This is a genomic window from Streptomyces sp. NPDC104367 (assembly GCF_055583825.1).
Genome location: NZ_JBVJND010000036.1, coordinates 89,196 through 98,870, shown reverse-complemented (window position 1 = coordinate 98,870; position 9,675 = coordinate 89,196). Strand labels below are relative to the sequence as shown.

Sequence of the window (9,675 nt, the reverse complement as noted above, 5' to 3'; positions counted from 1 at the left end):
GGCAACATGGCCGAACGCGCCGCGGAGCTCGGCGGCCGCCTGGAGTGGGACTGCCCGGCGGGCGGCGGTACGACCCTGGTGTGGCGGGTACCGGTGGCGAACCCGCCCGCGCCCTCCGTCACCTGAGGACATCCGGACCGACGCCCGGGGCCGCTCGGCCCATGCCCCGGCACGGTCCGGTGGCCGAGGCTGAAGGTGTCCGTAGTACGGCACCCCGCTGCTGGAGGCCGCCATGACCGGCACCCCCTCCCTGGTGGACGACGTGATGACCCGCGATGTCGTCGCCGGGTCCCGCACCACGCCCTTCGGGGACCTCGTCAGGACCATGCGGCGCCGGCGGGTCGGCGCCGTGCCCGTACTGGACGACGACGGACACGTGACGGGTGTCGTCTCGGAGGCGGACCTGCTGCGTGCGGGCGATCCCGCGACCGTGTCCGGACTGACGGCGGGGACGGTGATGAACACCCCCGCCGTCACCGTCCGGGCCGGCGCCACGCTCCCGGAGGCGGCGCGCAGGATGGCCCGGCACGGGATCAAGCGGCTGCCGGTCGTGGACGCCCAGGGCGTGCTGGTCGGCATCGTCAGCCGTGCCGACCTGCTCAAGGTCTTCCTGCGGGACGACGAGACGATCGCCGGTGAGATCCGGCGCGACGTCCTCCCGCACCTCTTCGCCGACGCCCCGGAACCGGTCCGGGTGCGGGTCCGCGACGGCGTCGTGACCCTCACCGGCCGCGTCTGCGACACCGCGCTGGTGCCGGTCGCCGCCGGCTGGGTGCGCGGCGTCGAAGGGGTGGTCGACGTGGACTGCGCGTTGACCGGACCCCACCGCCGCCCCGCACAGGACCCGGACCTGCCGACCGCCGGGGCGGTCCCGTGGACCGGCGCCGCACGAGGAGGCGGCGGACCGTGAACCGCGACGGCCCCCGGAATCCGACGTGCCCCGACAACCAACCGGGGCGGCACCGGCCGTGGTTCTGGCGATGGCGGCGCAACCCGCTGCGGCGGCGCGGCGACCTCACGGAGGCCTGGATCGTGCTCGCCCTCTGGATCGTCGCCCTGCTCGGAGCGGGCTTCTCCGGCTGGACCGCGGCCCGCGCCGTCGACCACGCGTTCGCCGAGCGCAGAGCGGATACCCGCTCGGTCTCCGCCGTCCTGACCGAGGACGCGGCCCTCGGCCCGCCCGTCGCGGCCGGTTACCAGGCCGGCGAGACATGGGTCGCGGTCCGGTGGGCCGCCGCCGACGGCACCGTGCACACCGGCCGGGCCGAGGCCGACCGCACCGCGGCCGCGGGCAGCCACGTGCAGGTCTGGGCCGACCACGGCGGACACCTGGTGGGCGCACCGCCGAGCAGGGCGGAGTCGGTGTTCGAGGCCGCCGCGACCGGCCTCCTCGTCGGTCAGCTGACCGCGACCGCGGTCTACGGGGGCGGCGCGCTGATCCGCCGCCGGCTGCTGAGGCACCGGCTCGCCGAATGGGACGACGAATGGCGGCGGGTCGGCCCCCAGTGGTGCGACCACAGCGGCGGCAAGGGCTGACCCGTCTGTCCCACCGGTCGGGGCCGATCGGAGCCCGGACCGGGAAGGTCGGCCCAGTGTCGCCCCAACTCCCCTGCGAAAACCTGGAGATGAGCAAGAGCGAGAGGAGGCACAGCATGAACGGCATACTCGAGCGCTGGCCCGGCTGGCCCGTGCTGCCCGACCTGTTCGGCTGGGTGGAGACCGGCTTCCCGGGAACGCACGGGACTTCGGTCCTGCACGGTATCCGCGTCGAGGAGCACTTCGACGACGGCACCTATGTGCTGCGGGCCGAACTCCCGGGCATCGACCCCGCCCGGGACGTCGAGATCACCGTCGCCGAGGGCGTCCTGACCCTGCGCGCCGAGCGCACCGAGGAGACCAAGGAGAAGCACCGTACGGAATTCCGCTACGGCACGTTCGCCCGCTCCGTCCGGCTGCCCGCGGGCGCCAGGGGCGAGGAGGCGACGGCGGAGTACAAGGACGGTGTCCTGACCATCGCGGTCCCGGTCCCGGAGGAGAAGACGGGAACCAGGACCATCCCCGTGCGGACGGGCTGAATCAGGGGCGACGCCCCGACGCACGAGGTGTGCGCGGCCGATGCGTTCGGCCGCGCACACCGCCGTTCCCGGTCCGTCCGGCCGCCGGACCGGGTGGTCCGGCGGCGGATCAGACGGCGTCGCTGCGGACGGAGACGGGGGACAGCCGGCAGCGGACGCCGACCACGCCCTCCACGGCCCGGGCCAGGCGCTCGGCGACCGGCGCGAGGGCCGGGCTGTCGATCCAGCCGGTGAGGGTGACGACTCCCTCGGCGACCTCGACGCGGATGTGGTCGGCGGAGATCGGGAACAGCCGCTCCACCACTTCCCGGCGTACCTCCTCGGCCAGTTCCCCGTCCTCGCGCAGGAACACCTTGAGCAGGTCGGCACGGCTGACGATGCCTTCCAGCATTCCCACGCCGTCGGTCACCGGCAGCCGCTTGACCCCGCGCCGGGCCATGATGCGCGCGGCCTCGGCCAGGGTGGCATCGGCGTGCACGGTCACGGCCGGTGCGCTCATCAGCTCCTCGGCACGAGCCCCGCCGGCCTTGGCGAGGTCGGCCGAGCGCGCCCGCTGGGTGAACAGGTCCGGGTCCTCGTCCCGGAACTCCTCCTTGGGCAGCAGGTCGGCCTCGGACACGACGCCGATCACCCTGCCCTCGCCCTCCAGCACGGGCAGGGCACTGACCTTCCACTGGTCCATCAGCGCGACGACATCCTTGAACAGGGCGTCACGGCCGACGGCCACGGCCGCGCGGGTCATCACGTCGCCTACGGTGTGCGGGCTGCCGTGCATGGTTGCCTCCTCTGATCTCCCCCTCCCAGCCTGGGCCCGGCACGGACCGGGAACCTAGGGCCGCCCGGACCTCCCCGTGGGCCCCTTCGACCCATGACCCATGGCGGTAATCCAGGGGCGGACGCCATCACCACTGTGCTCCCCGAACTTGCAGGATCGGCCCGTCCCCGAATCCACCCGGCACCTCAACAAGCACGGCTCGTCCAGGCATCGGCCCGCGCGGCCTCCGCCGTCGACCGCTGAAACTCCCGCGTCCGTCCCTGCTGGTACCCGTACCTACCTGGCCTCCGGGACCTGGCTTCCGCGGCTCACCGGCAGACGCACAGCCGGTTCCGTGAAGGCGCCGCGGTGCTGGAAAGGTTCACGATATCGGATGATTTTATGTCAGATATTTCTTGTCTTGTGGCGTTTATTGGTTACCTCGGGGTTAGCGTGTGCGGCTGGGCGGGCCGCAGTGCCGACGACCGATCTCCCGGAAGGGTGTTATGGCCGCTGATCGAGTTCTGGGTGTTCCTTACCTGCCCGTCGTCCACTCTCCCGGGTATGGCCGTGCCGGTACGGGCGGCGCATGCCGGCCGTCTGCGTCGACGTGGCGGAGTCGTCCCGGCCGGGGCGACGTGGGATGCCCCGATTCCCTGTTCCGCCATGAGTGCGTCAAGCGTTCCCGCGAGCCGGTGAATCCTGTCGGCTCGCACTGTCCCGCCACGAGAGGAAGACCGTGCCCCAGCAGCAGACCTCCCGACCGATCCTGATCGACAACGTGCGCGTCTTCGACGCCGTGCGCTCCGGGCCGACCCCGCCGACGTCGGTGCTCATCCAGGACCGCAAGATCGCCGCGATCGGTACGAAGAACCCGCCGGAGGGGACCGTCGGCATCGAGGGCGGCGGGCGGGTGCTCATGCCCGGCCTGACCGACGCGCACGTCCACCTCTTCGCGACCGGGACCTCCCTCGCGGGCCTGACCACCGGTGCCACCGGCGCGGGCTACTACAACGCGCTCGCCTCGGCCGAGCAGATGCTCATGCGCGGCTTCACCACTGTCCGGGACATGGCCGGCGACGTCGCCTCGCTGCGGCAGGTCCTGGACGCCGGGACGTTCCCCGGCCCGCGCATCTACCCCAGCCAGGCCGCGATCTCCCAGACCTCCGGGCACGGCGACTTCTCCCACATTTACGAGGACGCGAACACCTTCTCCTGCGGAGCGCACGCCCGCGCCGAGCAGATCGGCTTCCTGCGGGTCGCCGACGGCCGCGACCAGGTGCTGGCGGCCGTGCGCGAGCAACTGAAGAAGGGCGCCTCCCAGATCAAGGTCATGGCGGGCGGCGGAGTGGCCTCCGCCTACGACCCGCTGGACGTCCTGCAGTACACGCTGGACGAACTCAAGGCCGCGGTCGAGGCCGCCACGGACTGGGGCACCTACGTGGCCGCGCACGTCTACAACGACGAGGGCATCCGCCGCGCGATCGCCGCCGGGATCAAGTCGATCGAACACGGTCACCTCGTCGCCGGCCCCGAGACCGTCAAACTGATGACGGACGAGGGCGTGTGGCTGAGCACCCAGCCTTTCCTCGCAAGCGACCACGAGTACGCCAACCCGGAGAACACCGAGAAGAACGAGCAGGTCTGCGAGGGCGTCGCGAACTCCTTCATGTGGGCGCGGGAGCAGGGCGCGAACATCGCCTTCGGTACCGACCTACTGCTTGAACCGGAGAAGGCCGGGCTGCAGAACGAGATGCTCACCCGGCTGTCCACCCACTTCGACATCAAGCCCGTCGAGGCGCTGAGGATCGCCACGTCCGGCAACGCCGAGCTCTTCCGGCTCGCCGGCGAGCGCGACCCCTACAAAGCGGCTCCCCTCGGCCAGATCACCGAGGGCGCCTGGGCCGATGTCCTCCTCGTCGAAGGCGACCCCACCCAGGACCTCACCGTGCTGGGTGACCCGGAGAAGAACCTTGCCGTGATCATCAAGGACGGCCGCATCTACAAGAACATCCTCGGCTGACCCCGGCCGGCGCCCCCCTGCGCACCAAACCCCCTCGGGTAGCCGCGACGACGAGGCAGGCGGCGGTTCTGGTTGTCCTCGGCGGTGATGGTCCCGCACTGGATCGACGGACTCGAACCGTCGGCTACCCGCCTGCATCACGTGTTGACCGGCCTTTCGGCCGGATCGCCGTGGCGCCCCGTTCCGGGGAACAGATCCCGATGAGACGGCGGGTCCCGAGTCGGTTGGGCCGGATGGCCCCGGGCCCGGGGCCATCCGCGCCGGGAGGCCGGACCGCTCGGCTCAAGAGCCGCCCGCGCGAGTGGAGTTGGCTGTCAGCGAAGAGAACGGCCCCAACGAGGGAGGGAGCGGACAGTGGGTACGAGTCTCACGGCGGAGTTCTGGGAGCGCTTCACGGTCCTGCCGCTGGTGGCGCTGGCCATGACGGCGATCCTGACCGCGGTCTTCACCACGCTGTTCGACAGGCTCAGCGCCCGGCTGCGCAGCCGGCGCCTGCACCGCACCACGTCCCTGATCCCGCGCCCGCGGGTGCCGGCCGGCCGTCGGACCCCCGTGCACCACTGAACCCGAGGGCCCTGCCCGCCCCGTCCCGTGCAGATCCACAGGGGCTGGGCGGGCACGGGAACGGGCCGAGTGGCCCCTCCTGCCGACGGCCGGCCGGTGCGAGGGTGAAGACAGGATCCGCCTGCCGCAGGAGGCGGCGGTCCGAGGAAAGGCGGTGGGCACGATGACACTTCCCCTGGTCGTGGGCATCGACGGATCCGACGGAAGCCTGCAGGCGGTCGACTGGGCGGCGGCCGAGGCCGCCCGCCACGACGTACCGCTCCGGCTGGTGTACGCGTCCCTGTGGGAGCGCTACGAGAGCGGCATCCCCGGAACCGGCCCGGACCGCCCCTCCGAGCGGGTGATGGCCGAGCACATCACCGCCTCTGCGGCGGAACGCGCGGCACGAAGCGCCCCGGACGTGAAGGTCACCACCGACATCGTGCCCGAGGACGCGGTGGAGGCCCTCCTGCACGAGGGCAACAACGCCTGCGCCGTGGTCACCGGCTCCCGCGGCCGTAGCGAGCTGAAGGGACTGCTCCTGGGCTCGGTCGGCCTGGCGGTCGCCGGCCGGGCGCACTGCCCGGTGATCGTGGTCCGCGGCGACCGGGCCGCCCTGTCCGGCGCCCATGAACGGATCCTGCTGGGCGCCGGCGGACCGGCCTCCGGCGGGGCGGCCGCGCGGTTCGCCTTCCGCGAGGCGGCGGCACGCGGGTGCGCCCTGGACGTGGTCCGGGCCTGGCGCCGTCCCCTCACGGCGGAGGACCCGGCCCGCGAGTACGAGCAGCAGGCCTCGGCCCGCCTCGACGCACTGCTGGGCGACCTCGTCGCCGAGCACCCGCGCGTCAGGGTGCGCAGCGTGACGGCCGAGGGCCCGGCCCACCGGGTCCTGGTGAACCGCTCCGCCGCGGCCGACCTCGTGATCCTCGGTGCCGGCCGCCGCCACGGCCACCGGGGCCTCCAGCTCGGCCGGGTGGGCCATACCCTGCTGCATCACGCGGACTGCCCGGTGGCCGTCGTACCGCAACCGGTGTGAGCGGCGGAGCCGGCGCACGGAGCAGGGGCCCGCGATGACCGCGCGCGACCACGAACCCGTCGGCCCCGCGCTGCGGGACGTCGACGCGGTGGTGCTCGACACCGACGGAGTGATCACCGACTCGGCACGGCTGCACGCGGCCGCCTGGAAGGCATCCTTCGACGCCTTCCTGGACGCGCATCCGCCCGGCGACCCCGGGGCGCGCCGCCCCTTCGACGTCCACGACGACTACCTGGCCCACGTCGACGGCAGGCCCCGCCTCGACGGCGCCGCCGCCTTCCTCGCCTCGCGCGGAATCGACCCGGCCGGCCCCGCGGCGCGCGCGGTGGCCGAGGACAAGGAGCGCCGGTTCGTCCGGCGGCTGCGGGAACAGGGCGTGGCCGCCTATCCGGGGACGGTACGGCTGGTGCACGCCCTGCGACGGGCGGGCGTTCCGGTCGGCGCCGCCTCCGCGTCCCGGCACGCCCGTGAACTGCTCACCCGGGCCGCCGTGCTGGACCTCTTCGACGTTCTCGTCGACGGCGGCGAGGCGGCCCGGCTGGGCCTCGCGGGCAAACCGGACCCCGCGCTGTTCCTCGAAACGGTACGACGGCTCGGTGCCGTGCCCGGCCGGGCGGCCGTCGTGGAGGACGCCCTCGCCGGTGTGGAGGCGGGGCGGCGGGGCGGCTTCGCGGTCGTCGTCGGCGTGAACCGGTCCGGTGACCCGTTGGCCGGGGAGCGGCTGCGCGGGCACGGAGCCGACCTCGTCGTCAGCGACCCGGGAGAACTGCTCGGCCGGGGAGCCCCGCGGTGAGGTGGGAGTACGAGGGCTACGCGCCCGCCGACGAGCGGCTCAGGGAGTCGCTGTGCACGCTCGGCAACGGCTGCTTCGCCACCCGGGGCGCGCTGCCCGAGTGCGCGGCAGACGACGTGCACTACCCCGGCACCTACGCGGCCGGCTGCTACGACCGGCTCACCTCGCACGTCGCGGGACACCGGGTCGACAACGAGGACCTGGTCAACCTCCCGAACTGGCTGCCCCTGCGGTTCCGGCCGCCCGGCGGTGACTGGCTCACCCCGGACACCGCCACCGTGCTGGAACACCAACAGGTCCTGCGGGTGTCGGACGGGGTGCTGGAGCGCCGGACCCGGTTCGCGCTCGGCGCCGGCCGGACCCTGGAGGTCCGCCAGACGCGGCTCGTCCACATGGCGGACCCGCACCTCGCCGCCCTGCGCACCGAGTTCACCGCCGAGGGCGGCACCGGCGACCTGGAGGTCGAGGCCGCCCTCGACGCGGACGTCCGCAACGCCGGCGTGCCGCGCTACCGCGACCTGGCCGGCCGCCATCTGACCCGGGTGCGCACCGGGACCGCCGCGCCGGACACGGTGTGGCTGCGCTGCCGGACCCGTACCTCCGACATCGGGATCGGCATGGCCGCGCGGCTCACCGGGGACACCCCCGTCGAGGTCGCGCACCGCCCCCTGCGAGCTGTGCAGCGGCTGCTCCTGCCGCTGACGTCCGGCACCACCCGCACCGTGGACAAGACCGTCGCCCTGCACACCTCCAGGGACCCCGCGATCGCCGACCCCCTGGAAGCCGCGGTCGACCGGATCGCTGGCGCTCCCGGATTCGACGAACTGCTGCGGACGCACCGCGCCGCCTGGCGCGGACTGTGGCGCCGCACCGGCCTCCACGTCCCCGGCGAGGCGGGCCGCATCCTGCGCCTGCACCTCTTCCACGTACTGCAGACGCTCTCCCCGCACACCGCCGGCCTGGACGTGGGCGTGCCGGCCCGGGGACTGCACGGCGAGGCCTACCGCGGACACGTCTTCTGGGACGAGCTGTTCGTCCTGCCCTTCCTCGACCTGCACTTCCCCGAGGTCTCCCGGTCCCTGCTCCGCTACCGCCACCGGCGCCTGGACCGGGCCCGCGCCGCGGCCCGCGCGATCGGCCGGCGCGGGGCGATGTACCCCTGGCAGAGCGCCGGCGACGGACGCGAGGAGTCGCAGTCACTGCACCTCAACCCGCGTTCGGGACGCTGGCTCCCGGACCACTCGCACCTTCAGCGGCACGTCGGCTCGGCCGTGGCCTTCAACGTGTGGCGGTACTGCGAGGCCAGCGGGGACACGGAGTTCCTGCAGACCGAGGGCGCCGAGATCATCCTCCAGATCGCCCGGTTCTGGGCGGACTCGGCAACCTGGGACGACGCCCTCGGACGGCACCGCATCCGCGGCGTGATGGGACCCGACGAGTACCACGACGCCTACCCCGGAGCGCCCGGACCGGGGCTCGACGACAACGCGTACACGAACGTCACCGCGGCCTGGGTCCTCACCCGCGCCCTGGAACTGCTGCGCACCCTGCCCGGGCCGCGCCGCCGCGAACTCGCCGAGCACACCGGTCTGGGGAATTCGGAGCCCGAACGGTGGGAGGAGGTGTCACGCACCCTCCACGTCCCCTTCCACGACGGAGTCATCAGCCAGTTCGAGGGCTACGGCGACCTCGCCGAACTCGACTGGGACGACTACCGCAGGCGGTACGGCGACATCCGCCGCCTGGACCGGATCCTGGAGGCCGAGGGCGACACCGTCAACCGCTACAGGGCCTCCAAGCAGGCCGACGTCCTGATGCTCGGCTACCTCTTCTCGCCGGCCGAACTCCGTGACCTGTTCGACCGGTTGGGCTACCCCCTCCACGACAGGACCTGGGCCCGCACGGTCGACCACTACCTGTGCCGCACCAGCCACGGCTCGACGCTCAGCGAACTGGTCCACGGCTGGGTCCTGGCCCGCGCCCGGCGCGCGGACGCCTGGACGTTCGTCCAGGAGGCGCTGCGCGGCGACATCGCCGACCTGCAGGGCGGCACCACGGGCGAGGGCATCCACCTGGGCGCCATGGCGGGCACCCTGGACCTGGTCCAGCGCGGGCTGACCGGACTGGAGACCCGTGAGGGCGCGCTCTGGTTCGATCCGGTGCCGCTGCCGGAGCTCTCGTCGTACGGCATGTCCCTGCGCTACCAGGGGCACTGGGGCGTACGCGTGCGGCTGGAGCACGGACGGCTGAACGTCACCGTGCCGTCCTCCGAGCAGTCACCGATCGACATCCGGCTGCCGGACCGCTCGGTGTGCGTGGAGCCGGGGGAGACCTGCGTGCTGATGCTCCCCGGCCATGACGACAGGCCCCCGCACGGGCCGGCCCGCCCTGGATGAGGCCCCGGCGGCCCCTGCCCGATGGCCGTCGTCCGGCCCGCTCGCCTGGCGCCGG

9 protein-coding genes are annotated in these 9,675 nt (G+C 73.3%); 8 read left to right on the top strand and 1 reads right to left on the bottom strand.

Annotated features, from left to right (window positions below; all coding sequences use genetic code 11):
• Nucleotides 1–232 precede the first annotated feature (232 nt).
• From ACZ619_RS38315 to ACZ619_RS38305, 3 genes are all read left to right on the top strand, one after another.
• Complete coding sequence (locus ACZ619_RS38315) at nucleotides 233–910, top strand: CBS domain-containing protein (RefSeq protein ID WP_469609298.1); 678 nt, start codon at nucleotides 233–235, stop codon at nucleotides 908–910.
• Nucleotides 907–1,536 carry an Rv1733c family protein gene (locus ACZ619_RS38310; RefSeq protein ID WP_469609296.1) on the top strand — a complete coding sequence of 210 codons (630 nt, stop codon included), beginning with the start codon at nucleotides 907–909 and terminating at the stop codon, nucleotides 1,534–1,536. The genes ACZ619_RS38315 and ACZ619_RS38310 overlap by 4 nt, the downstream gene beginning before the upstream one ends.
• Nucleotides 1,537–1,652: 116 nt before the next feature.
• Nucleotides 1,653–2,075, top strand: a complete 423-nt coding sequence (locus ACZ619_RS38305) for an Hsp20/alpha crystallin family protein (RefSeq protein ID WP_469609293.1) — start codon at nucleotides 1,653–1,655, stop codon at nucleotides 2,073–2,075.
• Nucleotides 2,076–2,184: 109 nt separating this feature from the next.
• Here the strand turns inward: ACZ619_RS38305 and ACZ619_RS38300 are convergent, their stop codons facing one another.
• Nucleotides 2,185–2,850, bottom strand: a complete 666-nt coding sequence (locus ACZ619_RS38300) for a CBS domain-containing protein (protein ID WP_469609290.1) — start codon at nucleotides 2,848–2,850, stop codon at nucleotides 2,185–2,187.
• A 718-nt stretch (nucleotides 2,851–3,568) separates the two neighbouring features.
• On the opposite strand from ACZ619_RS38300, the gene ACZ619_RS38295 reads away from it, so the two are divergent.
• The 5 genes from ACZ619_RS38295 (at nucleotide 3,569) to ACZ619_RS38275 (ending at nucleotide 9,620) form a co-directional block, all read left to right on the top strand.
• A complete protein-coding gene (locus ACZ619_RS38295) occupies nucleotides 3,569–4,852 on the top strand; it encodes a metal-dependent hydrolase family protein (protein ID WP_469609288.1) in 1,284 nt (427 codons plus the stop codon).
• Between the two features lie 354 nt (nucleotides 4,853–5,206).
• Entirely contained in the window at nucleotides 5,207–5,416 is a 210-nt protein-coding gene (locus tag ACZ619_RS38290; protein WP_469609286.1) for a hypothetical protein, read from the top strand.
• A 163-nt stretch (nucleotides 5,417–5,579) separates the two neighbouring features.
• A complete protein-coding gene (locus tag ACZ619_RS38285; protein ID WP_469609284.1) occupies nucleotides 5,580–6,431 on the top strand; it encodes a universal stress protein in 852 nt (283 codons plus the stop codon).
• Nucleotides 6,432–6,465: 34 nt separating this feature from the next.
• Nucleotides 6,466–7,224, top strand: a complete 759-nt coding sequence (locus tag ACZ619_RS38280) for an HAD family hydrolase (protein WP_469609282.1) — start codon at nucleotides 6,466–6,468, stop codon at nucleotides 7,222–7,224.
• A complete protein-coding gene (locus tag ACZ619_RS38275; RefSeq protein ID WP_469609279.1) occupies nucleotides 7,221–9,620 on the top strand; it encodes a glycoside hydrolase family 65 protein in 2,400 nt (799 codons plus the stop codon). Before ACZ619_RS38280 ends, ACZ619_RS38275 begins: the two co-directional genes overlap by 4 nt.
• Nucleotides 9,621–9,675 lie beyond the last annotated feature (55 nt).